Here is a 24,086-nt window from a genome sequence, read left to right on the forward strand (position 1 = left end):
ACCGCACCGACGCCCAGAACCTCACCACCGCCGCACCCTGGACCTCACCCTGGCTACCCCAGAGTTACGGGAAACAGTTCCTGCCAGGGGCTTAGCCACGCGGAGCGGCCGAGCCACGTGGAACGCCTCGGGCCTCGCTAGCGGGCACTCGCCGCGACGGCCGCGCGGAACGCCTCGAGCAGGGGGCGGCGGTCGTCGCGGCGCCACAGCAGGATCAGGCGGCTGGGCGGGACGCCGGTGATCGGCAGGCAGACCACGCCGTCGCGGGATACCAGGGGCACGTTGCCCTCGGCGACCAGGCAGACTCCCAGGCCGGCCGCGACCGCCTCGGCCGCGGCTTCGGCCGAGGAGATCTCGCCGCCGATCGTCACCGGGTGGCCGCCCCTCGACTCGGCGGCCAGCCAGTGGTCGCGCAGTTCGCCGGCCGCCGCCGGCAGGGCCAGGAACGGCTCGTCGAGCACGTCGGCGATGTCGATCGATGTGCGCCCGGCGAACCGGTGCGAGGCGGGGACGGCCAGCAGCCGTCGTTCCGTGGCGACGTGCTGCCACCCGTACCGGGAAAGGTGCGGGACCGGCCACCAGACGAAAGCCACGTCGGTCTGCCGGCCACCCACCCCGCCGGTGGGATCGTCCCAGGGCACCTGCCGCAGCTGGAGGCGGGCGTCGGGGAAGGCGGCGCGGATCGCCGGCATCAACCCGCGCCCGACTCCGGTGCTCATCCCGACCACGAACGTGGCCGTCGCCTCGGCGACCGCGTCGGCCCAGGCCGCGAGCACCGTCCGGGCGTGGGGGAGCAGCGCGGCGCCGCCGGGTGTGAGCCGCACCTGTTGCCGGTCCCGCTCGAACAGCGGCGTCCGCAACTGGGTCTCCAGCGCCCTGACCTGCTTGGACAGCGCCGGCTGGCTGACGTGCAGCGCCTCCGCGGCCCGGGTGAAGTGCAGGTGTTCGGCCACCGCCACGAAGTACCGCAGGTCCCGCAGATGCACGTCCATAACCATTGGCTATCACGGCAGGTCTTGGACGGCGAGCGGGAGGGGTAGCAGGCTGGGCCGGGTGAGCGACGACAAGCGGGTGTGGTTGGTGACGGGGGCGAGCAGCGGCTTCGGGCGGGCGATCGCCGAGGCGGCCACGGCGGCGGGTGACCTGGTGGTGGGTACCAGCCGCCGCCCGTCCGGCGACGAGGTGCGGCTCGATCTGACCGAAGTCGGTGCGGCCGAGCGGGCGGTGGCCGAGGTGGAGCAGCGGTACGGGCGGGTCGACGTGCTGGTCAACAACGCCGGTCACGGGCAGGTGGGGGCGGCCGAGGAGACCACCGACGCCGAGCTGCGGGAGATCTTCGAGGTGCACGTGTTCGGCCCGGCGGCGCTGGTCCGGGCGGTGCTGCCGGGGATGCGGGCGCGCCGGCGCGGGGCGATCGTGCAGATGTCGTCGTTCGGCGGCCAGGTCGCGCTGCCCGGTTTCTCGGCCTACTGCGCCACGAAGTTCGCGCTCGAGGGCTACTCGGAGGCGCTGGCCGCGGAGGTCCGCCCGCACGGCGTCAAGGTCCTGGTGGTCGAGCCGGCGCGTTCCGCACCCGCCTGTTCGGCGGCGGCCTGGTGCAGAGCAAGACCCTCGACGCGTACGCCGACACGGTCGGCCCGACCCGCGCCATGATCGAGGCCGGCGACGGCGCCCAGCCCGGCGACCCGGCCAAGGCGGCGTCGGCCATCCTCGCCGCGCTCGACGCCGACGTGACACCGCTCCGCCTGCCCCTGGGCGGCGACGCCGTGGACGGCATCGTCGGCCACCTCGACGGCGTCCGCGCCGAGATCAACACCTGGGAGTCCACCTCGCGAGCGACCGCGTTCTAGGGGAGTGCCTACCGCTGGATCAAGCGCCGGCCGCTATCGCCAGAACTCGTCGGGATGGTCGCCGGGGCGGAAGCCGTGCGCCTCGGCCAGCGCGGCGGCCTCCCGGAAGCCGTGCCCGACGGCGTCCGGGCGGTGGGCGTCGCTGCCGAAGCTGATTGTTTCGCCGCCCTCCTCGCGCCACCAGCGCAGGATCGTGGCGTGCAGCGGGATGCGGGTGTTGACCTCGAGCGTGCGGCCGGAGGCCGCGGTGGCCCGCAGCGCGTACCGGAATTCGTCCTCGAACCGCCCCGGCTCGAACTCGCCGTGCGGCCACGACCGGGCCGCGTAGTCGATGTGCGCCAGCACCTGGAACGGCGCGTCCGAGCCGACCAGCCGCACCACCTCGGCGAGGTAGTCGCGCATCACCTCGTCGGCGTCGCGCAGGGGATAGAGGTACCAGGGCTCGGCGAAGCCGGAATCGTGCGGCAGGCAGTGCTGCGAACCGAGGACCCGGTCGAACGGGCCGGACCGCAGCACCGCCGCGCACGAAGAGGCGTTCCAGTGTGGCTGCCCGAGCTCGACGCCGGTGAGGATGCGCAGGCCGGGGAAGAGGGACCGGCAGCGTTCGATCGACTCCAGGTAACCGGTGACGTCCAGGGGCGGCGGGGTCAGCACCAGGTTCTCGTCGGCCATCGCCCGGTGGTGCTCGTTGACGTACGGTCCGCTGCCGGCCAGGGAGAAGGGCGTCGGGTCGACGTGTTCGGTGAAGGCGATCGACGGGAGCCCGATCTCGGCCGCCCGGGCGCAGGTGCGTTCCATCGAGCCGACGTCGGTGTCCCAGGAGAACTCGCTGTGGACGTGGTTGTCCGGCGGCAGCGGGGTCACGGCGCGGCGGCGTCGAGGTGGATGGAGTCGAGGACGCCCGGGAAGAACATGGCCACGAGGGCGAGCAGCGACACGATGGTGAACAGGCCACGGAGGACGAAGATCTCGCCCGGGCCGCCGGCCTTGATCGCGATGCCGTCGGGGATGCCGATCATCCGCCACAGGCGGTTGCCCAGCGGGATCGGCCAGAGCAGGGGCACGCCGCTGCGGGTGATCATGTCGCCGAAGAGGTGGACCACGCAGCCGACGCCCACCGCCGTGCCGAGCAGCGGATAGCCGCGGTCGGTGTCCAGCTGTGACGCGGCCATGAACGCCGCGGCGGCCGAGGTCAGCGTGATGATCAGCCAACCGGCGCGTTCGGCCCACTTGTCGAACAGGCCCCGCAGGGCCAGGCCGGCCATGAAGAACAGAACCCCGAGGACCGCCCATTTCCCGTACGCCGCACAGAGGCTGGTCGTGCCCCAGCCGACGAGCCCGGCGAACACCAGCGTGTGTGTGAACGTGCGGTGCCCGTTGGTGCGCCGGGGGTCCCGTGGCATCCGGGTGATCGAGTAGATGCCCAGCGACACCTTCTCGATCACCTCGGCGACGAACAGGGAGAACACCCCGAAGGTCCGGGCCACGGTCGCGCCGCCCTGGTTGCGGGTCACCTTGCCGGACAGGTCGAGGTCGGGCAGCAGGGCGGCGCCGGCGCACACCGTCGCCCCGATGGTCACGGCGAGCGGGCTCTGTTCGTACCCCGAGAAGTGATCGAGAGCCCAACTCCCCGCAAGCCAGACGGCGGCACCGGACAACGCATGAGACGGACCCATCACGCATTCAAGCGTTTCAGGGCGATGCCAGTCGATCAACGACCGTCCGGGCCGCGACCGCCTAGGGCGCGTTCCAGGGCGCGACCGGCTGGTGTCGCTGGTAGCCCGGGTGGCGGTGGTGGTGTCGCGGGCCGCGGTGTCTCGCGAATGCCATGAACAGGAAGAATATCGGGAAGATGGGCCAGAAGAAGTGTGCGCCGGAGAACAGCCAGACGGTCGTCAGCACGGCCGTGACGACGAAGACGAAGCCCCCGAACGCCCGGCGGTCCCGGCGTGTCGCGGCTTGGAACTCCGGCGTCTGGGCGAGCGCCTGGCGGCCGTTGCCCGGCAGGTCGGCGGTGAGCGGGATCAGCTCGTCGCGGAACTTGGCGGCGTAGCAGCTGCCCAGGCGCTCCTCGCCCTCCTCGAGCGTCAGCCGGCCCTCGGTCATCGCGGCACGCAGGATCGTCGCGACCTGTTCCCGCTCGGTGTCGGACGTGCGGAGCCGATGTTGCCCGGCCCGCGTGGCGTCGTCGGTGGTCACGGTAGCCCCCTTCGGTTCGTGCGAACTTCCTCAAGGCTCCCCGGTGGCGGCCCGTCCCGCGTCTGCCCGTGGTCGCGACTTCGCCTACGCCACCGGTCCCATACCGGACGTGCGGCGTACGACAGCGGGAGTACGCCGGGACCGGCCCTGGGTTTGATGCCCGGCGGTGGCCCGGTGCCGTACGTTCGGCACGTGGGACGACCGAGGAGCAGGCGGCATGCGCCATGGCAGCAGGACCAGCCATGGCCCGACCCGCCGTGGCGCTCGAACCGTCCGCACAAGGGCCCGCCCGCCGGGGTGGCGATCGGCGCCGGGCTGTTCCACGTGCTCGGGGCCAAGGACATCGCCTCGGACGGCCTCGTCTACCACCCGTTCGACGTGCTCGTGTACGCCCTGCTCCTGATCGGCCCGATCGCGCTGATCTGGCGGCGGCGCGCCCCGGTCGCGGTGCTGCTGATCGCGATGGCGGCGTCGATCGGCTTCGCCACGATGGCCGCGCCGCGCTGGGTGTTCCTGGTCGCCCCGCTGATCGCCTGCTGGAACGCGGTGAAGCAGGGCAAGGGCCGGCCGGCGTTCCTGGCCTCGGCGGCCGGCTACGTCGCGTACGTCCTGGTCGCCGTCGTCCTCGCCGACGAACTCGGCCTGGCCCCCGGCACCCGCCCCGGCCTGCGCACCCTGGTCGTGCTCGCGGCCGCGCTGCTGCTGTCGATGTTCTTCGGCGGGGCGGCCAAGGCGCAGTCCGAGCACCGGGCCGAGGTGATGAAGGCGCGCGCCGAGCGGGCCCGGGCCAAGGAGGAGCAGGAGCGGCGGCAGGCCTCCGAGGAACGGCTGCGCATGGCCCGTGAGCTGCACGACGTGCTCGGCCACCACCTGTCGCTGATCAGCGTGCAGGCCGGCGTGGGCCTGCACCTGATGGACAACCAGCCCGAGCAGGCGCGCGAGGCGCTGACCGCGATCAAGACCGCCAGCGGGGAGGCGTTGCGAGAGGTACGCGCGGTGCTCGGCGTGCTGCGGCCGGAGGAGGAGGCCGCGCCCCGGCAACCGGCGCTGGGCCTGGACCGGCTGGACGAACTGACCGGCAGCGCGGGGCTGCCGGTGACGACCACCCGGACCGGCTTGCCGCGCCCGCTGCCGGCCGAGGTCGACCGGGCGGCGTACCGGATCGTGCAGGAGGCCCTGACCAACGTGCGCAAGCATGCCGGCCCGGCGGCTTCGGCCGAGGTGTCGGTGGACTACGCGCCCGAGGGTCTGCGCCTCTCCATCCGCAACGACGGTTCGCCGGCTTCGTCGAACGAGGACGGCAGCGGGATCACCGGCATGCGTGAGCGCGCGTCGGCGCTGGGCGGCAGCCTGCAGGCCGGGCCGCTGCCCGCGGGAGGATTCCTGGTGACCGTGTTGTTGCCCGTCCCTCCGGATCCCGCTCCCGATTCGGGTGGGCCCGCTCCTCAGGAGGCGACTTGATCTCGGTGTTGCTGGCGGACGACCAGGCCCTGGTCCGGGCCGGGTTCCGCGCGCTGCTGAACGCGGAGCCCGGCATCGAGGTGGTGGCCGAGGCGGCCGACGGGGTGGAGGCGGTCCGCCTGGTCGAGGAGTTCCGGCCCGACGTGGTGCTGATGGACATCCGGATGCCCGGCGTCGACGGCCTCGAGGCGACCCGCCGGATCGCCGCCGACCCGCGCCTGGCCGCCACCCGGGTGGTCATCCTGACCACCTTCGAGCTGGACGAGTACGTGTTCGAGGCGCTGCGCACCGGCGCCTCCGGATTCCTGGTCAAGGACACCGAGCCGGTCGAGCTGCTGCGCGGGGTGCGAGCGGTGGCGGCCGGGGACGCGCTGCTCTCGCCGAGCGTCACGCGGCGGGTGATCGGCGAGTTCGCCACCCCCGGTCGCGGCCGGGCCGCCTCGCCGCCGGCCGAGCTGGCGCAGCTCACCGACCGGGAACGCGAGGTCATGGTCCTGGTCGGCGAGGGTCTCTCCAACGACGAGATCGCCGGTCGCCTGGTGATCAGCCCGGCCACGGCGAAGACCCACGTGAGCCGCACGATGCTCAAGCTCGGCGCCCGCGATCGCGCCCAGCTGGTGGTCTACGCGTACGAGGCGGGGCTGATCCGCCCCGGTTGGCTGACCTGACCTCCCGGAGATCGGGGCCACCACCGGGCCGGAGCTGATCCGTACCGGACTGGCCGGCGAGGCGATCTGGATCGGTTATCTGCTGCCGAACGAGATTATCTTCGCCGACGGCGTGCAAGTTTGACATGGTCCTGACATCGCAGATGTGGCCGACTTGTCGTAGCCTCATTGTCTTGGCCCCGAAGTCCTGGACTTCTGTACCAGGACATTCGCACATGCAGATGCAGATCCGCGCTTTCACCTGGGGAAAGCGCGGCCACCGTGTGTGCAATCAAGAGCCGTTTTCACTATTACTGACGGGTCACGTGCGCCCCTGTGCCGGCTGCGCCCGCCCCCGCCTTGGTTCCAGCCTTCTTGCGTCTGAGCAAGGACTTAGTGCAGTTTGGTGCTAGTCCAGATCGCTTTTCGGTCTCCGGGAAACGATGGCCACCATCGATCTTCGTAACGGTGCGTGCATGCAGGAGATATACGCATCGACACCGGTTTTTGACGCGACTCGGCCGCCCCGGCCGGCCGGCCGAGGCGGCAACCGTCACGAAAACGCGCTGGAGCAGGCCCGGACATGTGGATCGAGATCATCTTCGGACATGATTGGCACAAATGATTGACTAGCACTCATTGTCGTACTCACATCACTCTTCGTATGGTGATGGTCAAGAATCATCGACCGCAGTAAGTACGACGAGCGGGGTCGTTTGCCGACGACCCTCGGGGGTGCAGTGAGCATGCTTGTCAAAATCATCGAGCAGATCACCGATGACGAGAACCTCGACGCCGCGTGGAACCTCTACCTGGAGGCATTCGACGACATCCGTGCCCTCGCAGTGCAGCGTCACCTCATGTATCGCGACGAGTTCGACGCGGTCATGCGGGACCAGCGAGTGCAGAAGTACCTGGCTCTGCGGGACGACGGCACCCTGTGTGGTCTGTCCACGTACACCAACAAGCTGCACGCGATGCCGCTCGTCGCACCTGAATACTTCGAGCGGCGCTGGCCGGAGCTGTACCGGCAACACAAGGTCTGGTACTGCGGTTTCGTCGCCGTCGGCTGCGGGGCCCGGGACACCAGAGCCTTTGCCGATCTGGTAGAGGCCATGTACCTGACGGCCGCGAACCAGAACGGCATCATCGCCCTCGACTTCTGCCGGTACAACGACGACATGCGGAAGATGTCTCGTGTGATCCGGCTGATGCTCCACCGGTTGTCCGGCGGGGTGCGCGCCGAGTGCATGGACGCTCAGCAGTTCTGGATCTACGAATTTCCGTCGGCGGCCTGAGCCGTTGTCAGGGGTCAGGGCATAGGCGACCTCCACATCGACCAGAGCGGCGGCCCGTCGGGTAGATGCAACACGGACCGGACCTGATATCCGTGCCTGAGGTAGAGGTCTCGGTTCCGTGGGTCGTTGGCCTCGAGGTACGCCGGCAGGCCCGCCTGGTCGAGCCGGCTGTGGTGCCGGTCGAGCAGCGAGCTGCCGATGCCGTGACCCTGCCGGTCGGGGCGGACCGCCAGGAACGCGAGATAGTGGTGCGGGTCGAGCGGGTGGTTCTCTTCCATCAGCGCGTCGAGCTGGCACGCCCGGTCGAACGCGTCCCCGGTGACCTCCTTGAGCCGGCGCTCGTAGTCGATCGGGCCCGGGATGACCGAGGTGAAGGGGAACCACAACGCGACGCCGGTCATCTGCCCGGTGTCGGAGTCGGACATGCCGTACACCTCGCCGTACTGGACGGCGTAGTCGACGAAGATGTCGAAGTATTCGGGGCTGCGACTCTTCCGCTCGGACTGGTCCGGGTTGAGCCAGCGGGCGACCGGGCCGTCCCACATCGCCTCGGCCACGAGGTCGGTGATCTCGGCAGTGTCGAACGGCGACACGTGCCGGATGACCAGCTCCCTGATCGCGTACGTCATGAATCTCCCCTATGAGATCGGTTGATCGCTTACTTGATCGACGGAACGTGCGCGCTGAACGGGTCCGCGTGGGTGTGCGGGCGCTTCGGGAGCGGCGAGTCGAGGGTGGAGCGTTCGGTGCCGCGGCCGATCATGGCGTAGACCTCGGGCCGGCCCATCCGCATGATCAGCGCCCAGATCACCCCGATGATCGCGAAGACCAGGTAGGCCACCGAGAACACCCAGTGGAAGATCGAGCCCTCCTCGACCTGGAGCAGGTCGCCGAGGCCGATCACGGTCGCCGCGAGAATGATGCTCAGCAGAAGGAAGGCGAGGATCGGCGCGATCCGGGTACGCCAGACGGACTCGCGCCGGCGGTTGCGGGCGAAGAACGCGATCACCGCGGCCGACGCGCTCCACATCAGGATCAGCACGCCGAGGCCGCCGACCACGGTCAGCCAGGCGAACAGGTAGACCAGCGGGTCGGCGCCACTGATCTTGTAGAGCACGATGACGACCAGCGCCAGCAGGCTCTGGGTGATCGAGCCGACCACGGGGGCGCCGGTGCGGGGGTGGGTGTAACCCCAGAGGCGGGGGAGCACGCCCTCACGGCCGAGCGCGAACTGATAGCGGGAGACCGCCGCGTGGAAGGCCAGCAGGGCGGCGAAGATGCTGGTCATGAACAGCACGTAGCCGATGCTGATCAGGGCTTCCGGCACATGCGGCGAGACCAGCGTGAACACCATGTCGGTCTGTTCCGTGCGGGCCTGGCCGACGACCTGGTCGGGGCCGGCGCCGACCGACATCGCCCAGGCCGAGACGCCACAAAGAAGGCCGGCCAGGATGACCGACCAGTGTGTTGCCCGCGCGATCGTCTTCTTCGGATCCCTGGCCTCCTCGGAGAGGACCACGGTGGCCTCGAACCCGACGAACCCGGCGATGGCCAGCACCATCATCGCGACCACCTCGGGGGTGGCGAGCTGGGCCGGGGCCAGCGAGGAGAAGTCGACCGAGCCGGTCGCCGGGTTGGCGACCATCACCGTGTCGTAGATCAGGACCACGGCGATCTCGAGGACCAGCAGGACGCCGAGCACCTTGCCGCTCAGGTCGACCCAGAGCAGGCCGAGGACGGTGACGACGGCCCAGGCGACCAGGGCGCAGGCGAACCAGGAGGCGGTCAGGCCCATCGCGCCGAGCACGCCGGACGCGACGACGCCGAACAGTCCGAAGAGGCCGATCTGCATCAGCGAATAGGCCGGCAGGGCCACGAACGCCGCCGCCACGCCGAGCACCCGGCCGAGACCATGGGCGATGTACGAGTAGAACGCGCCGGAGTTCACGATGTGCCGGCTCATCGCCACGAACCCGACCGTGAAGATCGACAGGATTCCGGCCACCACCAGGTAGACCAGTGGCACGGCGGTGTTGCCGACCACGGCGTAGATGGTGGAGATGGATCCGATGATCACGGTCAGCGGTGCGGCGCCGGCCACCCCGAAGAACACGACGGAAGGAACCCCGAGCCTGTTGCGGGCCAGGGCCCGCGAGATGATGTCTGGCTCGGCCGCGTCCTTGGACGCCATTAACAGCCTCCCGGCCCATTGATCGACGTTGTACTTGGTGCGGTGATGACGGCCGACGGTGGTCACCGGCGCCCGGCCGTGAGCGCCGAGCCCACCGATGCCTCGGTATACTCGATCAGCTCACGAAGATCCATCGGGAGTGAGGCGATGGCGTCCGGCAGGGTCTGGAACGCGTGCCGGTGCACTTCGAAGTCGTAGAGCACGTGGCGGGTCAGGCCGGTGGCGGCGATCAGGCCGGCCAGCACCCGGTCGGTGATGTTCATGTCGAGGCCGCGGACCAGCAGGTTGGCCAGGCGGGCGGGAGCCCAGGCGGCGGCGTTGCGCTGCTCGGCGCTGTTCGGCATGTAGAGCGTCTGGGTGCTGAGCATGCGGCGGCGGGTCACCGGCTCGACTGCGCCGAGGCGCATCAGCCGCTCGCCGACCCGGACCGCCGCGTCCTGCGAGAGGAACGCGAGCCAGGTGCGGACCTCGCGGTGCTGTGGCTGCGCGATCAGCAGGTCGAGGATGTCGTGCGACAACGCGTCGCTCGGTGGCTGCCGGCTGACGATGTGCAGGTCACCCTCGATGACGCGAAGACGGCCCTCCAATATCAACTCAGCGAGGAGGGCAGCGGCCAAGCCAAGGCCTGTTGCCCGCGGATGTAGCCGGGATCGGCCCGTCCGGTCCTCGTGCGAGATCAGAAAGTACTGGTCAGCCAACACGCTGCCACGCCCCTTATAAGACACTCGACCTAAATCACGCCCGGGCCGGGCTGGCGGGCCCTGCGCAAGAACGCCTTAACTCGTTGTCCGGTGCATCATGTACCCAACTCGGAGATCAAGACAAGAAGTCCTAGACTCCAAGTACGAAACTCGATGTCTAATGTGGTTGTCGGGGCGGTCCCGACAATGCACCGGCGCCGGTCGAGTCCTCGTCGGATCTTGATTCCCGCCGGACGTAGGATCGGGTCCTGCATGGAGTCGAGGAGTCCTGGTGACCGTTGATGAGAGCCCTACGCTGCGACGGCGCCGGCTGGGTGCCGAACTCAAGCGGTGCCGCGAGGCGGCCGGGCTGACTCAGGAAGCCGTCTCACGCCATTTCGAGTGGAACACCGCGAAGCTCACGCGGATCGAGACCGCGCGCGTGGCGGTCACCGCTCGCGACGTGCGTGACCTGCTGACGCTGTACGGCCGGCTCGACGAGGACTACCGCGACGCGATGGTCGAGCTCGCCCGGTTGTCCAAGGAACGCAGCTGGTGGACCGACTACAAGGACGTTCTGCGCCCCGGCAACTTCGTCGGGCTCGAGGCCGGCGCGGCCGCGATGCGGGTGTTCGAGCCGGTGGTGGTGCCCGGGCTGCTGCAGACCGAGGCGTACATCCGCGCCCTCATGCGCTCGGGATCGGACGCGCCCCAGGCCGTGACCGACCGCCGGATCCGGCTGCGGCTGCAGCGGCAGGCCCGCCTGTCCGGAACCAATCCGCTGGAACTGGCGGCCATCGTGGATGAGTCGGTGCTGCGCCGGAACATCGGCGGCGAGGCCGTCATGCGCGACCAACTTCAACACCTTGTGGATATCGCGCAATCACCCAATGTGACGATTCGCATTCTTCCGCTGGACTTCGGCGAACATCTCTTCCTCGGCGGCCCAGCAGCGCTTTTGGAGTTTCGGGAGACCACCCATTTGGATGTTGTATATCTGGAAGGTCTTGCGGGAGACTACTACGAAGAGCAACCGAGCGAGGTTGCCCGTTACCGAGAAGAGTTCGATCGATTGGGCGCGGGGGCACTCGACCACCGGATGTCCCTTAAGATGATCGAGAGTCTCCTGCAGTTGTAGAGCTCTTCCGAGACAACAACATATCGAAGGGAGGTGCTTGGATTTTGTCTACGCATCTCAACGGTGCTGTGTGGCGCAAGGGCAGCCGCAGCAACGGAAACGGCGGCAGCAACTGTGTCGAGGTCGCGATCCTCGACACAGGTGTTGCCGTGCGTGACAGCAAGAACCGGTCTGGACCGGCTCTGATGTTCACTCAGGCGGAGTGGATCGCCTTCGTGGACTCAACTAAGGATGGCGAGTTCGACATCCAGTCCTGAGCCTAGCGATAGGCACGCACCGATGGGAAGTGCTTACTCAAAGTCAACTTCTCGGGTGTGGTAACCAATGCGCGAATGCTGCAACGCCCCTTGACGGGGCGTTGCAGCATGCTGCATTTTATACGGCCCGCGATAGGTGTACGCTGGGCACCGGTTCGGTCACCTAAAGTGAAAGAGTTTACGGTGCTGGAACAAGCCATCGGATTCCTTCCCTCCGGCTCGACCATGGGTGATCCGGCCGACGCCGGGCCACTGCTCGAAATGCGTTCCGCGGTCCTCCGCGAGGCGGTCGCCGAATTCACCGCCGCCTTCCCCGGTGTTAAACCTTTCTACGCCACGAAATGCAATCCCGATCCCGGTGTGCTAAGGATCCTGGGCGAGGCCGGCTGCTCGTTCGAGATAGCCTCCACCGCCGAGTTGCGCATGCTGACCGGCCTGCTCGGCGTACCCCCCGAAGACCTCATCTTCAGCAACCCCGTGCGCGCGCGGGCGCAGACCGCCGAGGCCTGGTCGGCCGGCGTGCGCCGGTTCGCCGTCGACTCCAGTGAGGAACTGCGGCGCACCGCGGCCGTCGCCCCCGGGTGCGACGTGCTGGTCCGCGTGGCCACCGCGCCCGGCGACAGCCTGGTGCCCAGCGAGGGCAAGTTCGGCGTCGGTGCCGACGACGCCGTGCGACTCTGCCGGGAGGCCGCCGAACTGGGCCTCAACGTGCACGGGCTGACCTTCCACATGGGGTCGCAGACGCTCACGCCGGAGGCGCTCGGCCGCCCCATGGACGACGTCCGGCAGGTGATCACCCGGATCGCCGCCGACGGCCTGCGGATCGAGCTGCTCGACATCGGCGGCGGCTTCCCGGCCCGCTACGCCGAGCGGATCCCGCCGATGGCCGAGTTCGGCCGGGTGTTCGCGCTCAAGATCAAGGAGTTTCCGTACGAGGTGGAAGCCGTCGCCGAGCCCGGGCGCTGCCTGGTCGCGAGCGCCGGCACGTTCCGCTGCCGGGTGATCGGGGTGGCGTCCCGGCACGGCGTGCGGTGGGCCCACACCGACCTGGGCGTCTTCAACGGGATGATGGAGGCGCTGGAGTCCGGGGGCGAGCTGCGCTACCCGCTGAGCGACAGCCGCGGGTCGGGGGCGACGGAGCTGTTCAACGTGACCGGGCCGACCTGCGACAGCCAGGACACGTTCGCCACCGGGGTGCCGCTGTCGGCCGACCTCCGCGAGGGCGACGAGATCTTCGTCGGGTCGGCCGGTGCATATACCGCTACTTACAGCACTCGATTCCATGGTTTTCCGTTACCTCGGGTTGTCATCATCTGACAACTCGGGCACCCGCCCGTTCGGGTGAAAAGATCGACGGTCGCCTCCCTCGGGCAGGGTCCGCATCCGCCGCCGGGCGTCGGACGCCTCGACGCCGGGAGTGAGCCGCGCCGCCTCGCGACGGAGTTCGGCCGCCTCGGGGGCGGCCGGGTCGGCGTCCTCCTCGGCCCGGGCCCAGAAGACCAGGGTCGAGATGTGGTGCACGCGGGCGGTGTCGTCGTCGGCGCCCACCGTGTGCATTTACCGTTGGTAATCGATGTGTCACTGTGGGTCGGCGGAAGCGTCGGCCGGACGGCAGCGGGCGAGTTCCGGGGCCGGGTGGCCGCTCACGATCTCTTGGGCGATGAGGCGGGCCGCGGTCGGGGCCAGGCAGACGGCCGAGTGCATGACGGCCAGATAGGTGCCGTCCGGGGCGTAACCGATCATCGGGCCCCCCGGGGGCATGGGGCGGACGCCGATCGTCGAGTTCAGGACGCGGACCTTCTCCGCGCCCGACCACGCCGCGCGGAAGCGGACCACGACGGCGGCGGGGTCGGCGTCGGGCTCGGCGGCGAACAGCAGTTCGCCGGGGCGGGACTCGCGGACCTCGAAGCCGGGGGCGGAGACGATCATGCGGACCAGGCCGGGTGGGGCGGCGGCGCGGATCAGCAGGGCCGGGGAGGGTTCGGTCAGGGCGGCGCCGGTCGCCAGGACCACCGCGTCGGCGGTCAGGTGGTCGCGGTCGGTGGTGACGCTGCGGGCGGTCGTCGCGGTCGCGGTGGTTCCGAGGAGTACGCGGGCGCCCAGGCTCCGGGTGGCCTCGACCAGGGCGGTGGCCATGCCGGCGGCGTCGACCGCGCCGTCGGTGGGGGAGTGGGTCGCCGGCCCGGCGGGCACGGCGCGCAGGTTCGGCTCGAGGCGGGAGATCTCGTCGGGGCCGACAAACGGCAGGGGCTCGGGTTCGCGTGCGGCGGGCTCGGGCGAGGCGGGCTCGGGTTCGCGTGAGGTGGGCTCGGGCTCGGGGGAGGCGGGCCAGGTGAGGGAGCCGCACCAGCGCAGGGGGATGGTGGGGACCTCGGCGGACAGGCGGCGGTGGTCGGCGAGGATGTGGGGGCGCAGGTCGGCGGCGCCGCCCGGCCAATGGCCGCCCTCGCCGATCCAGGCGAAGGAATTGGCGGTGACGCCCATTCCGGGGGCGGGCGCCCGCTCGATCAGCGTCACCTCGGCGCCGTCGCGGGAAAGCTGGTAGGCGACGCACGCGCCGACGATGCCGGCGCCGACCACAATCACTGAGTTCGGCACGGAGGCAGGCTAGGTCGTGTCTCGTGGATCAGCCAAGCGCCGCAGCCCTGGTGATCCACGAGACACGACCTTGGCCACGCCGCCGAGCAGGCACGAGGGGAATTCGACATATGATCTTGAATTCGCCGGACCCGGCGGTGGGGTGAAGATGAGTCGGAGTTCGTAACACGCCGCCTGGACAATCCTCGGTGTGGTCGACTGGTGACAGGTGGGGGGTGAGCGGCGGCGTGGAGCGGGTGCGCCTGGCGCAGGCCGACTCGGGGGAGCAGGCCTGGCGGGCCTGGGGGCCCTACCTGGCCGAACGCGCTTGGGGCACGGTCCGTGAGGACTACAGCGAACACGGGACCGCCTGGGACTACTTCTCCCACGATCACGCCCGGTCACGCGCCTACCGGTGGAACGACGACGGCATGGGCGGGTTCTGTGACGAGCGGCAGACGTTCTGCTTCGCGCTGTCGCTGTGGAACGGGGTCGACCCCATCCTCAAGGAGCGCATGTTCGGGCTCGGCGGGGACGGCGGCAACCACGGTGAGGACGCCAAGGAGTACTGGTGGTACCTCGACTCCACGCCCACGCACAGCTGGATGACCTGGCGTTATCACTACCCGCAGGCCCCTTTTCCGTACGACGAGCTGGTCAGCGTCAACGGCCGGCGCTCGCGCGAGGAGCCCGAGTACGAACTGCTCGACACCGGGGTGTTCGACGACGACCGGTTCTGGGCGGTGACCGTCGACTACGCCAAGGCGTCACCCACCGACATGTGCATCGCCATCACGGTGAGCAACCGTGGGCCGGATGAGGCGACGCTGCACCTGCTGCCCACGCTCTGGTTCCGGAACACCTGGTCCTGGGGGCAGCCCAACCGGCCGAAGCCGCAGATCCAGGGCTCGGACGGGCGGCTGGACGCCCAGCACCGGAGCCTGGGCCATCTCACCCTGCGGGGTGGCGCCGAGGCGCGGGCGCTGGTCTGCGACAACGAGACCAACTCGCAGCGCCTGTGGGGCACGCCGGGCGCCACCCGATATCCGAAGGACGGCATCAACGACCACGTCGTGCACGCCTTGCCGACGGTCAACCCGGCCGGCCTGGGCACCAAGGGCGCGCTGCACTATCGGGTGACGCTGGGCGGGGGCGAGACGCGCACCATCCGGCTGCGGCTCGTCCAGTCGGACGTACCCGAGCCCGAAGTTGATCTTGATTTTGCCGCGGTTCTCGACGAGCGGAAGCGGGAGGCCGACCAGTTCTTCGAGGAACTCGTGCCGGCCGCGGCGAGCAGTGAGGAAGCGGCCGTGGCCCGGCAGGCCGTCGCCGGGCTGATGTGGGGCAAGCAGTTCTACCACTTCGACGTCAAGCAGTGGCTGACCGGCGACCCGGGCTCGGCGCCACCGCCACCCGGCCGCCGCTTCGGGCGCAACAACGCCTGGTGGCACATGAACAGCTTCGACGTCATCTCGATGCCCGACCCGTGGGAGTACCCCTGGTACGCCGCCTGGGACCTGGCCTTCCACTGCGTCACCATCGCGCGCGTCGACCCGGGCTTCGCCAAGTCCCAGCTGTTGCTGCTGCTCCGCGAGTGGTACATGCACCCCAACGGCCAGATCCCGGCGTACGAGTGGGCGTTCGGTGACGTCAACCCGCCGGTGCACGCGTGGGCCGCCCTGCAGGTGTTCGAGATCGACGGCGGCCGTGACTACGACTTCCTGGCTCGCGTCGTACACAAGCTGCTCCTGAATTTCACCTGGTGGGTGAACCGCAAGGACGTCGGCGGCAACAACGTCTTCGAGGGCGGCTTCCTCGGGCTGGACAACGTGGGCCCGTTCGACCGGTCGGCGGCGCTGCCCGTGGCCGGCGTGCTGGAGCAGTCGGACGGCACCGGCTGGATGGCGATGTACGCGCTGAACCTGCTGCAGATGTCGATCCGGCTGGCGCTGCACGACCGCACCTACGAGGACATGGCGACGAAGTTCTTCGAGCACTTCGCGCACATCGCCGAGGCCGCGTACCGCCAGGGGCTGTGGGACGACGAGGACTGTTTCTTCTACGACGTGCTGCGGCTGCCCGACGGGCACCGGCTGCCGCTGAAGGCACGCTCGATCGTGGGGCTGCTGCCGCTGGCCGCGACGACCACGCTGAGCGCGGCGACCCTCAACCGGCTGCCCGAGCTCCAGGCCCGGGTGCGCTGGCTGCAGGCCAACCAGCCGGACGTCGCCGACGTGATCAGCGCGCGACGGCTGTCCCGCACCGGCGGGCAGCAGCGGCTGCTGTCGATGGTCGGTCAGGACCAGTTGCTGCGGATCCTGGGGCGGATGCTCGACCCGGAGGAATTCCTTTCCCCGTACGGGCTCCGCTCGCTCTCCAAGTCACACCAGGAGAAGCCGTTCCACGTGTCGCTGGGCGGCTCCGAGTTCGCCGTCGGGTACGAGCCGGCCGAGTCGACCAGCGGCCTCTTCGGCGGCAACTCCAACTGGCGCGGCCCGGTCTGGATGCCGATCAACTTCCTGCTCGTCGAGGCGCTGCGCGAATTCGCCTCGTTCTACGGCGACGACCTCAAGGTGGAGTACCCGACCGGCTCGGCCACCAAGGTGTCGCTGACCGAGGTGGCCGACGACATCTCCCGCCGCCTGGTGTCGATGTTCGTGCCCGACTCGTGGGGCCGCCGCCCGATCTACGGCGCCTCCGACCTCTTCCAGAACCACCCGGACTGGAAGGACCTCATCGTCTTCCCCGAGTACTTCCACGGCGACAACGGCGCCGGCCTGGGCGGCTGGCACCAGACCGGCTGGACCGCGCTGGTCGTCGACCTAATCCTGAACCTGCACCGCTAGCTCGTCGAGAATGTCCACGATGGACGCCCAGCCGCGCGGATCGGGCATGTGCGACGTGGCCACGCTCCGCACGTCGAAGCGGTTGTGCGGGGTGAGGCGGTCGGCCTCGTGGATGAAGCGGTCCTGCAGGGGCAGCGGGATCATCCGGTCCCGGGTGTGCCGGATGTACGTGCGGGGGATGCGGCCCCAGGTTTCCTTGTGGCCGCGCGCGTCGGCCAGCGGGATGTGCATCGACTCGTCCGGCTGCATGGTGTTGAGCAGGGCGAAGAACTCGTGGTCGGTGGCGCCCGCGCAGAGCGCCTCCTTGAGCTTGGCCAGCACCCGGGGGTCGGCGGTGCGGAAGTTGCTGCGGGTCGCGCCGATCACCTCGGGGTCGCCGACGCCCGCGCCGCCCAGCTCGAGGATCATGCTGTCCTTGGCCTCCGGCTCCATCAGGTACGCCGCCATCGACGGCAGGTCGACGCAGCAGAAGGCCGAGCTGTAGACCAGCCGCTGGATCAGCCGCGGCACCTCGTTGGCGACCCGGTTGACCGTGGCGGCGCCCATGCTGCCGCCTGGCCCAGACGCTGATCGCCGTCACCGGCGACGGCGCGTTCGCCGAGACCATGCTCGGGGTCAGCGCGTGGGTGCCGCTCGCCCTGTCGGTGGTGGCCGACAACATCGTCGAGCGGGGCGTGCCGGTCGCGCGTACCACCTGGATCTGGGTCTTGATCGCGGTGCTCACGGTGGTCGGCGTGCGGCCCTGGGACCCGACCTCGGGCCTGGTGGCGAACGGGTTGCTGCACAGCGCGGTGGCACCGCTGTTCGGGCTCTACCTGGCGGCGCGGCGCCGGAAGATGCAACTGCTGCGGGAGCGGGCCGAGCGGGCGGCGGATCGGGCGCGGGCCGAGGAGCGTACGCGGCTCGCGGCGGAACTCCACGACCTGGTCGCGCACCGGGTGACCCTGATGACCTTGCAGGCCGGGGCGTTGTCGATGAGCGCGCCGGACGCCGCGACCCGGCAGGCCGGGGAGGAGCTGCGGGACCAGGGGGCGCGAGCGCTGGACGAGTTGCGCGAGCTGGTGGGGGTGCTGCGCCGCGACGGGTCTTCGGTGGCGCCGGCCCTGGACGAGCGGCCGGCGCCGGCCCGGGGCGAGTCGCCGGCGCCGGCCCTGGCCGAATTGGTTGACGACGCGGTCCGGGCCGGGCAGCCGGTGCGGTTGACGGTGGACGGATCGCCGTCGCCGGAGCTGTCGAAGGTGACCGGGCGGACGGCGTACCGCGTGGTGCAGGAAGCCTTGACCAACGCGCGCAAGCACGCGGCCGGTGCCAGGGTGCGGGTTGCGGCCTCGTACGGCGCCGATGAGGTACGGATCGTGGTGTGCAACAGCGCGCCTCGCCGGCGGTCGGGGCCGGCCGGGAGTGGCGCCGGGACGGGGCTGGCCGGGCTGCGCGAGCGGGTCGAGTCGATCGGCGGGTCGTTGGCGGCCGGGCCGGACGCGGACGGCGGGTTTCGTGTGGAGACGGTGCTGCCGGCGCGGGGGCTGTCGTGATGCCGGGGTCGGGTGGTGCCTATATGCGCTCAGAGCTGTACCGCGTCGGTTTCGGGTGGTGCCTATATGCGCTCAGAGCCATACCACGCTGGGCGCGGGTGGTGCCTATACGCGCTCAGAGCAAAGGGGCGGGGAAGGGCATGGTGGGCGGGTGATCCGGGTGCTGATTGTGGATGACGAGCCGATGGTGTGCCGGCATCTGACGACGATTCTGGGGGCGGCGGGGGACATCGTCGTGGTGGGCACGGCCGCGGACGGGGCGGAGGCGGCCGAGGCGGTGGTGCGGGAGCGGCCTGATCTCGTACTCATGGATCTGCGCATGCCGGGGGTGGACGGCCTGGCCGCGACCGCCCGGATTCGCGCCCGGGCGGATCCGCCGATTGTGCTCGTCCTGACGACGTTCGACGCGGACGGGTACGTGATCGAGGCGCTGCGCGCGGGTGCGGCCGGCTATCTCGTCAAGTCGACGCCGCCCGGTGAGCTGCTCGACCTGATCCGGGTGGCGGCCCAGGGGCACACGGTGCTGTCGCCGGTGGCGAAGGAAGGGCTGGTGGCGGCGTCGGCGACGGCCCGGGACGAGCGGAAGGGGGCGCTCGACCGGCTGGCCGGCCTGACCGATCGCGAACGGGAGGTGCTGGCGGGCATAGGCGACGGGCTGTCCAACGCGCGGATCGCGTCGCGGCTGCATCTCTCCGAGGCCACCGTGAAGGGCTACATCTCGCGGATGTTCGAGAAGCTGGGCTGCGCGAACCGCACCCAGGCGGGGCTGCTGGCCAAGGCGGCGGGCCTGACCGCGGCCGAATAGGTGGGTCAGGGGGCGGGCCTGACCGCGGCCGAACAGGCGGGTCAGGCGGCGCGCAGGCCCAGGTAGCCGAGGGCGGCCCGGGGGTTCAGGCCACGGGGCAGGCCGGCGGTGAAGCGCCGCCACAGCTCCAGGTCGTAGCGCCAGGCGGAGAGGTAGCGGACGCACTGGGCCGGCTTGATCAGGCCCAGGCTGTAGGTGGCGGCGCCGAGCGCGTCGGCGATCCGGGCGCGGCGGGTGCGGGGCACGTCAGAAGCTGTCAAGTCGGTCCGGATCTGCTCGATCAGGGCGGCCCGGCCGGCCAGGAAGTCGCGCCAGTAGTCCTCGTCGGCGTCGTCGATCGGACGGCCCGCGTCGAGCAGCGCGAAGATGCCCTCGGCCAGGCAGTCGCCGAACTCCTCGCGCGCGGCGCGGCGCGGGTCGGCGTACGGGTCGTAGGCGCGCTGGGCGAACTCGCCGTGGGCGGCGCACCGGGCCAGGCGGTTGCGGTCGAGCACGAAGAACCAGTCCTCGTTGTAGATCGCCGGGAAGAACGCGGTGGCCGCCCGGGCGCCGCGGAACAGCATCGCGCCGGCGCCGAGGAAAGCCTCCTGCCGGTGGCCGGTCTCCCGGTGGGCGTGGCAGACCACCGAGTTGTCCGGGAAACCGATGTTGCGCTGGCCGACCACGTCGTGCCGGTCGAGCATCCCGGCGCCCTCGCGCAGGGAGGCGGGGTCGATGCCGTCGATGTCGTCGTCCAGGAAGAACGCCCGCTCCCAGCCGATCATCCGGGTCAGGGCCAGGCCCAGGTTGCGCTTGACGGGAGTGTCGGGCCGGCGCTGGAACGGCGTGTCCCGCACGACCAGGGTGGTGCGGAACCGGGGGAGGACGTTGTTCGGGCCGTGGACGTCGGCCGCCCACACCCGGGGGTTGCCCCGCCACAGCGCCCGGACCTGGGCGGCCTGGGCGTCGCGGCTGCACAGCACGACGAGGGTCGCGTCGAGGTGGTCGGCCAGGGCGACCGCGACGGCCAGCCCGCTCGCCTCGCGGGCGGCGGGGACGATGATCGCGTCGACCGGCGCGGTCGCGATGGCGGCGCCGGCGCCGGTGGCCAGCAGGCGGCGGTGTGATGAGTGGTGGGTCGTCGAGGCCATCGCGTTCGAGGGCCCCGACACGGTCGGGGTGGGCTGTCGGTCGAGAGTCGTGCTCACCTGGAGTGCCTTTCCTATTCGCCGTTCGTGCAATTTGCTTACGGCGAGAACACTCGCACGATCTCCTGCCAAGGGGTCGCGGATTTTTGTCAAGCCCGAATGGGGGCCGGCCACTCGTGGAGACGGTCATCCTCCATCGTCCAGTCCGGAACCACCACTTGTCGCGCGACTATTCGCACTCGGCAGACGACGCTGTAGGACGTGGCGCCGGGGAATCGTTGGGCCAGATGGGCGGCGTTACGATCGCGAATGTTGAAATCGGTCAATGCGCGGACGACGCCCAGGGTGCCGCGGCTGAACGAGCCGTTGAAGATGGTCAGGGTGCGACGCCGGTCGTACGGATTCGGGGCGCGCAGGAAATGCGCGACATCCTCGACGAGTTGGCTGCGGCCGCCGTTCTCCACGATGCGTGGCACCAGTTCGGCCGGGGCGGTCTCGGCGTCCACCACGAAGCCGCCCGGGTCGGCGTCCAGGGGGCGTTCCCGCTGGCGGACGGGGATGTGCTCGAGGTGTTTGATCAGCTCGGCGGTCACCGGGTTCCAGTCGACGCCGCCGAGCAGGATCAGGTGTTCGGCCAGGGTGTCGGAGGCCAGGTCGTCGGCGGTGCCGATGGTCACCCGGCTGGCCGGGTTCAGCGACGTGACCAGGGGCAGCAGCTCGATCAGGGCGTCCAGGTCGGCGTACTTGTAGGCGTCGATGTAGTCGGGGTTGACCTGGTCGAGCTGGCCCAGGCGGGCGCGGCGGACGTCGGGCAGCCGGGAGCAGACGATGGTGACCGCCTCGCCGGGCGCGAAGGTCAGCGGGTGGGGCGCGCGGTCGGCCGGGCCGGGGGAGCGCAGGGCCAGCAGCTCGGCGCGCAGGCCCTCGTCGCTGCCGGGGGCGAAGTGCCGGGCGTACGCCTCCAGCCGGCGGGCCGGCGGCACGGTTCCCTTCTCCCAGGCCGAGATCAGCGGCACGCTGACACCGAGGGCCCGGGCCAGCGTGGACTGGGTCAGCCCCGCCGCCTCCCGGAGCGCCCGCAGGCGCGCGGCGAGCGCCGGACCGTCCAATGGCGATTCTCCCTCCGGGCGCGGAACATCAAGAGAAGTTCAGCGATCGCTGAAGGCTACCGTGAGTCACCTGAAGATGCCTAGCCGTCACCTTGGTGACCTGCTCCCGGGAGCCTCAGGAACGGGGCTGAAATTAACTGAACAAATGGACCTGACGGCATCTGCGGAAGGCGGCGGAAAGCGGTCGGAGAAAGGCGGCGACGCAATTATGCTCGGTCCGTTCCCTTCGAGGAGAGGTTGTGATTCCGATGGGTGTGGACCTGCTGACCGCCATTGCCATTGCCGTGGTCGTCATGCTGATCAAGTTCGCGCTGGACTCCCTCCGCGGTATGGCCAGGCGGACCCGGGTGATGGCGCAGGGGATGTTCTCGGCCCTGGGGGTGGTCGCGCTCGGATTCACCGCGCTGATTGTTCTCGCGGGCTCGGTGATCTTGCGTTTTCACGGCTGATAATGTCTTCCGCCGTGCGTTATGACGTTCGGATGGCCGAGGAACGTGACCTCCGGCCACTTCAGGACCGGCTGACCGGTGATGATCTCGTCATTCTCCGGCACCGCCTGATGAATGACGACCGCGGGCGGCTGCTCCGCGCGGTCCGCGGTCTCGACACGGTCGGCTCGGTGATCGTCTCCTGGGCGCCGGCCGACGAGCGCGAGGTGCGCGCGGCGCTTCCCGGCGTACCGCTGATGTATCTGCTGCGCGTCGACCAGCCCTACCGGTGTCAGGGGATCGGCACCGGGCTGATCCGGCGGGGCGAGGCCTACCTGCGAGGACGCGGCCACGACCGGGTGCTGATCGGGGTCGACCAGGCCAACACCCGGGCCGGCCGGCTCTACCGCGCGCTCGGCTACCGCAACATGCTGGTCGGGCTGGCCGGGAGTGACGGTCCTTACGACATCCTCGTCCGCGAGCTCGGGCCGTACTAATTTCGAGTCATGGAATTCGGGGTCGGATACTTTCCCACGCATGACGGTGTCGGTCCGGGTCAGCTCGCGCGGCTCGTCGAGGAACGCGGGCAGGACGCGCTGTTCTTCGCCGAACACACGCACATCCCGGCGTCCCGCGAGACGCCCTACAGCGCCGGTGGCGAACTGCCCCGCAAGTACTGGCACACCTACGACCTCTTCGTCGCCCTGACCGCGGCCGCGGTGGCCACCTCCCGGCTGCGCGTCGGCAGCGGGGTGTGCCTGGTCATCCAGCGTGACCCGATCACCACGGCCAAGGAGGTGGCCAGCGTCGACCACCTCAGCGGCGGCCGGCTCGAGTTCGGCGTCGGCATCGGCTGGAACCGCGAGGAGATGCGCAACCACGGCACCGACCCGCGAACCCGGGTGGCGCTGTTCTCCGAGCGGGTCATGGCGATGCGGGCGATCTGGACCGAGGACGAGGCCACCTTCCACGGCGACCACGTGAACTTCGACCGGATCTGGTCGTGGCCCAAGCCGGCGCAACACCCGGGGCCGCCGGTGCTGATCGGCGGGGGCGGGAAGACGGTCCTCGACCGGGTGCTCGAGTACGCCGACGGCTGGTTCCCGAGGTGGAACGAGGAGAACCTGTTCGACCGGATCGACGAGTTGCGGGCCCGGGCCGACCGGCCGATGCAGGTGCAGGTGATCTCGGCGCCGCCCGACCCCAAGGTGCTCGAGCGGCTGGAGGCGCTGGGTGTGCGCCGGGCGCTGACCTGGCTGCCGTCCGGGCCGTGGAGCGTGGTGGAGCCCGCCCTGGAGAGGTGGGAGCGGGCGATCGGCGAGCTGACCGGGTCGTGACCCCGGCCGAACGGTTCGCGGCCGCGCCGGTCGCGCGGCTCGCCACCGTCGGCGCGGACGGGGCCCCTCACCTCGTACCCCTCGTCTTCGCCGTGGCCGGGGAGACGATCCACAGCGCGGTGGACGCCAAGCCCAAGCGGCACCGCGGCCTGAAGCGGCTCGCGAACATCGCGGCCGAGCCGCGGGTGAGCCTGCTGGTCGACCACTACGCCGACGACTGGACGACGCTGTGGTGGGTGCGCGCCGACGGCCTCGCGGTGGTCCGGGAGACCTCGGCGGCCGGGCTGGCGGCGCTGGCCGGGAAGTATGAGCAATATCGGGTGACGCCGCCACCCGGCCCGTTCATCGAGATCGCCGTGCGGCGCTGGACCGCGTGGTCGGCCTGATCAGCGGCGGTCTGTTGCCCTGGAGTCAGCGTGACCCCGCAGCCGGTCCCGGAACTGGTCTGACCAGCTCACCGAGCACCACACCGTCCATCATGGCTTCCCGGGCAGTGCCGTCCCTCCTCATGGCGGATTCGACTGGCCGCTTGCGGGAGGGATCGGCTCCGGGGTCCGGTGACGGTCGCACTTTGCGGTGGACTTGCTTCACGAGTGTTCAGTTG

27 protein-coding genes are annotated in these 24,086 nt (G+C 70.1%); 15 read left to right on the forward strand and 12 right to left on the reverse strand.

From position 1 onward, the window contains the following. Positions 1-137: 137 nt before the first annotated feature. The gene (locus AB0O15_RS18335; RefSeq protein WP_364319757.1) at positions 138-992 is read right to left on the reverse strand and encodes a LysR family transcriptional regulator; all 855 of its coding nucleotides are present in this window, start codon (positions 990-992) and stop codon (positions 138-140) included. Between the two features lie 61 nt (positions 993-1,053). Here AB0O15_RS18335 and AB0O15_RS18340 point away from each other — a divergent pair, with 61 nt between their 5' ends. Both AB0O15_RS18340 and AB0O15_RS18345 read left to right on the forward strand, forming a co-directional pair. After that, positions 1,054-1,653, forward strand: coding sequence for an SDR family NAD(P)-dependent oxidoreductase (locus AB0O15_RS18340; RefSeq protein WP_364319759.1), 600 nt, complete (start codon positions 1,054-1,056; stop codon positions 1,651-1,653). Continuing rightward, positions 1,596-1,850, forward strand: coding sequence for a hypothetical protein (locus AB0O15_RS18345; protein WP_364319761.1), 255 nt, complete (start codon positions 1,596-1,598; stop codon positions 1,848-1,850). Before AB0O15_RS18340 ends, AB0O15_RS18345 begins: the two co-directional genes overlap by 58 nt. Before the next feature lie 33 nt (positions 1,851-1,883). On the opposite strand, the gene AB0O15_RS18350 is transcribed toward AB0O15_RS18345, so the two are convergent. Genes AB0O15_RS18350 through AB0O15_RS18360 form a run of 3 tightly spaced genes read right to left on the reverse strand, consistent with a single transcriptional unit; the run spans position 1,884 to position 4,049 of the window. Beyond that, complete coding sequence (locus tag AB0O15_RS18350) at positions 1,884-2,714, reverse strand: PHP domain-containing protein (RefSeq protein WP_364319763.1); 831 nt, start codon at positions 2,712-2,714, stop codon at positions 1,884-1,886. Continuing rightward, positions 2,711-3,529, reverse strand: coding sequence for a metal-dependent hydrolase (locus AB0O15_RS18355; protein WP_364319765.1), 819 nt, complete (start codon positions 3,527-3,529; stop codon positions 2,711-2,713). The genes AB0O15_RS18350 and AB0O15_RS18355 overlap by 4 nt, the downstream gene beginning before the upstream one ends. Positions 3,530-3,587: 58 nt before the next feature. Next, complete coding sequence (locus tag AB0O15_RS18360) at positions 3,588-4,049, reverse strand: DUF1707 domain-containing protein (RefSeq protein WP_364319767.1); 462 nt, start codon at positions 4,047-4,049, stop codon at positions 3,588-3,590. A 192-nt stretch (positions 4,050-4,241) separates the two neighbouring features. Between AB0O15_RS18360 and AB0O15_RS18365 the strand changes: the two genes are divergently transcribed. From AB0O15_RS18365 to AB0O15_RS18375, 3 genes are all read left to right on the forward strand, one after another. Beyond that, complete coding sequence (locus AB0O15_RS18365) at positions 4,242-5,510, forward strand: sensor histidine kinase (protein ID WP_364319768.1); 1,269 nt, start codon at positions 4,242-4,244, stop codon at positions 5,508-5,510. Continuing rightward, positions 5,507-6,178: a response regulator transcription factor gene (locus AB0O15_RS18370; RefSeq protein ID WP_364319770.1), complete on the forward strand. Its 672-nt coding sequence runs from the start codon at positions 5,507-5,509 to the stop codon at positions 6,176-6,178. The genes AB0O15_RS18365 and AB0O15_RS18370 overlap by 4 nt, the downstream gene beginning before the upstream one ends. Positions 6,179-6,873: 695 nt before the next feature. Then, complete coding sequence (locus AB0O15_RS18375) at positions 6,874-7,455, forward strand: hypothetical protein (protein WP_364319772.1); 582 nt, start codon at positions 6,874-6,876, stop codon at positions 7,453-7,455. Positions 7,456-7,469: 14 nt separating this feature from the next. On the opposite strand, the gene AB0O15_RS18380 is transcribed toward AB0O15_RS18375, so the two are convergent. From AB0O15_RS18380 to AB0O15_RS18390, 3 genes are all read right to left on the reverse strand, one after another. Continuing rightward, a complete protein-coding gene (locus tag AB0O15_RS18380; protein ID WP_364319774.1) occupies positions 7,470-8,084 on the reverse strand; it encodes a GNAT family N-acetyltransferase in 615 nt (204 codons plus the stop codon). Between the two features lie 29 nt (positions 8,085-8,113). Next, the gene (locus tag AB0O15_RS18385; protein ID WP_364319776.1) at positions 8,114-9,646 is read right to left on the reverse strand and encodes an APC family permease; all 1,533 of its coding nucleotides are present in this window, start codon (positions 9,644-9,646) and stop codon (positions 8,114-8,116) included. Between the two features lie 62 nt (positions 9,647-9,708). After that, positions 9,709-10,371 (reverse strand): GPP34 family phosphoprotein, encoded by a 663-nt coding sequence (locus AB0O15_RS18390; RefSeq protein ID WP_364319778.1) that lies wholly within the window; start codon positions 10,369-10,371, stop codon positions 9,709-9,711. Positions 10,372-10,618: 247 nt separating this feature from the next. Here AB0O15_RS18390 and AB0O15_RS18395 point away from each other — a divergent pair, with 247 nt between their 5' ends. From AB0O15_RS18395 to AB0O15_RS18405, 3 genes are all read left to right on the forward strand, one after another. Further along, positions 10,619-11,464, forward strand: coding sequence for a helix-turn-helix transcriptional regulator (locus AB0O15_RS18395; protein ID WP_364319780.1), 846 nt, complete (start codon positions 10,619-10,621; stop codon positions 11,462-11,464). A 41-nt stretch (positions 11,465-11,505) separates the two neighbouring features. After that, on the forward strand, positions 11,506-11,721 hold the full coding sequence (locus AB0O15_RS18400) for a DUF397 domain-containing protein (protein ID WP_364320474.1): 216 nt from the start codon (positions 11,506-11,508) through the stop codon (positions 11,719-11,721). Between the two features lie 183 nt (positions 11,722-11,904). Continuing rightward, positions 11,905-13,038, forward strand: coding sequence for a type III PLP-dependent enzyme (locus AB0O15_RS18405; RefSeq protein ID WP_364319782.1), 1,134 nt, complete (start codon positions 11,905-11,907; stop codon positions 13,036-13,038). Here the strand turns inward: AB0O15_RS18405 and AB0O15_RS18410 are convergent. Continuing rightward, positions 13,015-13,278: a hypothetical protein gene (locus AB0O15_RS18410; RefSeq protein WP_364319784.1), complete on the reverse strand. Its 264-nt coding sequence runs from the start codon at positions 13,276-13,278 to the stop codon at positions 13,015-13,017. The two genes, AB0O15_RS18405 and AB0O15_RS18410, sit on opposite strands and share 24 nt — an antisense overlap. Before the next feature lie 21 nt (positions 13,279-13,299). Further along, the gene (locus AB0O15_RS18415; protein ID WP_364319786.1) at positions 13,300-14,319 is read right to left on the reverse strand and encodes an FAD-dependent oxidoreductase; all 1,020 of its coding nucleotides are present in this window, start codon (positions 14,317-14,319) and stop codon (positions 13,300-13,302) included. Between the two features lie 215 nt (positions 14,320-14,534). Between AB0O15_RS18415 and AB0O15_RS18420 the strand changes: the two genes are divergently transcribed. Beyond that, positions 14,535-17,144 (forward strand): glucosidase, encoded by a 2,610-nt coding sequence (locus AB0O15_RS18420; RefSeq protein ID WP_364319787.1) that lies wholly within the window; start codon positions 14,535-14,537, stop codon positions 17,142-17,144. Here AB0O15_RS18420 and AB0O15_RS18425 read toward each other — a convergent pair. Continuing rightward, positions 17,121-17,690 (reverse strand): hypothetical protein, encoded by a 570-nt coding sequence (locus tag AB0O15_RS18425; protein ID WP_364319789.1) that lies wholly within the window; start codon positions 17,688-17,690, stop codon positions 17,121-17,123. The genes AB0O15_RS18420 and AB0O15_RS18425 overlap by 24 nt on opposite strands. A 59-nt stretch (positions 17,691-17,749) precedes the next feature. On the opposite strand from AB0O15_RS18425, the gene AB0O15_RS18430 reads away from it, so the two are divergent. Then, a complete protein-coding gene (locus tag AB0O15_RS18430) occupies positions 17,750-18,676 on the forward strand; it encodes a histidine kinase (protein WP_364319791.1) in 927 nt (308 codons plus the stop codon). A gap of 151 nt (positions 18,677-18,827) precedes the next feature. Next, on the forward strand, positions 18,828-19,481 hold the full coding sequence (locus tag AB0O15_RS18435) for a response regulator transcription factor (protein WP_364319793.1): 654 nt from the start codon (positions 18,828-18,830) through the stop codon (positions 19,479-19,481). Positions 19,482-19,522: 41 nt separating this feature from the next. Here the strand turns inward: AB0O15_RS18435 and AB0O15_RS18440 are convergent, their stop codons facing one another. After that, positions 19,523-20,668 carry a hypothetical protein gene (locus AB0O15_RS18440; protein WP_364319794.1) on the reverse strand — a complete coding sequence of 382 codons (1,146 nt, stop codon included), beginning with the start codon at positions 20,666-20,668 and terminating at the stop codon, positions 19,523-19,525. An 89-nt stretch (positions 20,669-20,757) separates the two neighbouring features. Continuing rightward, complete coding sequence (locus tag AB0O15_RS18445; protein ID WP_364319796.1) at positions 20,758-21,717, reverse strand: helix-turn-helix transcriptional regulator; 960 nt, start codon at positions 21,715-21,717, stop codon at positions 20,758-20,760. Between the two features lie 248 nt (positions 21,718-21,965). Here AB0O15_RS18445 and AB0O15_RS18450 point away from each other — a divergent pair, with 248 nt between their 5' ends. Genes AB0O15_RS18450 through AB0O15_RS18465 form a run of 4 tightly spaced genes read left to right on the forward strand, consistent with a single transcriptional unit; the run spans position 21,966 to position 23,868 of the window. Further along, positions 21,966-22,166, forward strand: coding sequence for a hypothetical protein (locus tag AB0O15_RS18450; protein WP_364319798.1), 201 nt, complete (start codon positions 21,966-21,968; stop codon positions 22,164-22,166). A 14-nt stretch (positions 22,167-22,180) separates the two neighbouring features. Then, entirely contained in the window at positions 22,181-22,642 is a 462-nt protein-coding gene (locus tag AB0O15_RS18455) for a GNAT family N-acetyltransferase (RefSeq protein WP_364319800.1), read from the forward strand. 9 nt (positions 22,643-22,651) lie between these two features. Continuing rightward, positions 22,652-23,482 (forward strand): LLM class F420-dependent oxidoreductase, encoded by an 831-nt coding sequence (locus AB0O15_RS18460; protein WP_364319802.1) that lies wholly within the window; start codon positions 22,652-22,654, stop codon positions 23,480-23,482. After that, positions 23,479-23,868, forward strand: a complete 390-nt coding sequence (locus tag AB0O15_RS18465; RefSeq protein ID WP_364319804.1) for a TIGR03668 family PPOX class F420-dependent oxidoreductase — start codon at positions 23,479-23,481, stop codon at positions 23,866-23,868. The genes AB0O15_RS18460 and AB0O15_RS18465 overlap by 4 nt, the downstream gene beginning before the upstream one ends. Positions 23,869-24,086 lie beyond the last annotated feature (218 nt).

This window comes from Actinoplanes sp. NPDC089786 (assembly GCF_040684855.1).
Classification (GTDB): Bacteria; Actinomycetota; Actinomycetes; order Mycobacteriales; family Micromonosporaceae; genus Actinoplanes.

What these genes read in the sequence shown, in the direction of transcription:
- AB0O15_RS18335 (WP_364319757.1), bottom strand. Translation starts at nt 992, where the DNA reads ATGGACGTGCATCTGCGGGACCTGCGGTACTTCGTGGCGGTGGCCGAA.
- AB0O15_RS18380 (WP_364319774.1), bottom strand. Translation starts at nt 8,084, where the DNA reads ATGACGTACGCGATCAGGGAGCTGGTCATCCGGCACGTGTCGCCGTTC.
- AB0O15_RS18385 (WP_364319776.1), bottom strand. Translation starts at nt 9,646, where the DNA reads ATGGCGTCCAAGGACGCGGCCGAGCCAGACATCATCTCGCGGGCCCTG.
- AB0O15_RS18410 (WP_364319784.1), bottom strand. Translation starts at nt 13,278, where the DNA reads ATGCACACGGTGGGCGCCGACGACGACACCGCCCGCGTGCACCACATC.
- AB0O15_RS18425 (WP_364319789.1), bottom strand. Translation starts at nt 17,690, where the DNA reads ATGGGCGCCGCCACGGTCAACCGGGTCGCCAACGAGGTGCCGCGGCTG.
- AB0O15_RS18430 (WP_364319791.1), top strand. Translation starts at nt 17,750, where the DNA reads ATGCTCGGGGTCAGCGCGTGGGTGCCGCTCGCCCTGTCGGTGGTGGCC.
- AB0O15_RS18450 (WP_364319798.1), top strand. Translation starts at nt 21,966, where the DNA reads ATGGGTGTGGACCTGCTGACCGCCATTGCCATTGCCGTGGTCGTCATG.
- AB0O15_RS18460 (WP_364319802.1), top strand. Translation starts at nt 22,652, where the DNA reads ATGGAATTCGGGGTCGGATACTTTCCCACGCATGACGGTGTCGGTCCG.